Origin of the sequence: Burkholderia sp. Ac-20392 (assembly GCF_017104585.1) — a bacterium.
GTDB classification, from domain to species: domain Bacteria; phylum Pseudomonadota; class Gammaproteobacteria; order Burkholderiales; family Burkholderiaceae; genus Burkholderia; species Burkholderia lata.
On the sequence record NZ_JAAGPB010001078.1, the window covers coordinates 1 to 1,076 of the forward strand.

General features: G+C 69.4%; 1 protein-coding gene. It reads left to right on the top strand.

Features of this window, described 5'->3' with window-relative positions:
- A partial coding sequence (locus G3N99_RS40880; protein ID WP_241012107.1) for a cellulose biosynthesis cyclic di-GMP-binding regulatory protein BcsB occupies positions 1 to 1,051 on the top strand: 1,051 nt, incomplete at its 5' end.
- Between the last annotated feature and the right edge of the window lie 25 nt (positions 1,052 to 1,076).

Below are 1,076 nucleotides of genomic sequence, written 5' to 3' on the forward strand. Positions count from 1 at the left end.
CGAGGTCGACGATGCGGTCGCGACGCTCGTGCTGGGTCGCGTGGCGCTGTCGGGGCCGTCGGCGACGGTCGCGCACGTCGATCTCGGCGCACCGCGCAAGCCGTACGACGCGCCGCGCTGGCTGCCGGTGAACCGGCCGATCGCGTTCCGCGAGCTGGTATCCGATACGCGCGAACTGGAAGTGCGCGGCACGTCGCCCGACGCGATCCGCCTGAACCTGCGCGTGCCGTCCGATTTGCATTCGTGGAACGGCGCGGGTGTGCCGATCACGCTGCGCTACCGCTACACGGCGCCGACGGTGCAGGACAACTCGACGCTCGCCGTCGAGATCAACGACCAGCTCGTGAAGTCGTACCGGCTCGGGCCGGCCCATGCCGAGGACGCGCATGGTCGCATGCAGCTGCCGCTGCTGTCGGTGCCGGAAGGGCGCGTGACGAGCGACGTCGACATCCCGGCGTTCCGGGTCGGCAGCGGCAACCAGTTGCAGTTCCGCTTCACGCTCGATTCGCAGAAGACGGGCCTGTGCTCGAGCACGGCGACCGAGCCGCAGCGCGCGGCGATCGATCCCGATTCGACGATCGACTTCTCGCACTTCGTTCATTACGCGCAGTTGCCGAACCTCGCGTTCTTCGCGAACAGCGGCTTCCCGTTCACGCGCTTCGCCGACCTGTCGCAGACGGCCGTCGTGATGCCTGACCGGCCGTCGCCGCAGGAGCTCGAGGCCTACCTGACGATGCTCGGCCACATGGGCGAATGGACCGGCTTCCCGGCGCTGCGCGTGCAGGTTGCGCGGCCCGGCGACGTCGCCGCGCTGTCGGGCAGCAAGGATCTCCTCGTGATCGACGGCTCGCCAGCATCGCCGCTGCTTGCGCACTGGCGCTCGGCATTGCCGCTCGTGATCGGCGAGCAGGGCAGCGCGGGCGGCGAAGGCGCCGCGCGCGTCGCGTTCTCGGTGAAGGAGCGCTGGCGCAACGGCGTCGGCCTGACCGAAGGCGTCTCGCATATCGAGCAGACGGGCTCGCTCGCGGCGCTCTCCGGGAATACGGAATAGCGGCGTGTAGGGAAGGAGGGTATTA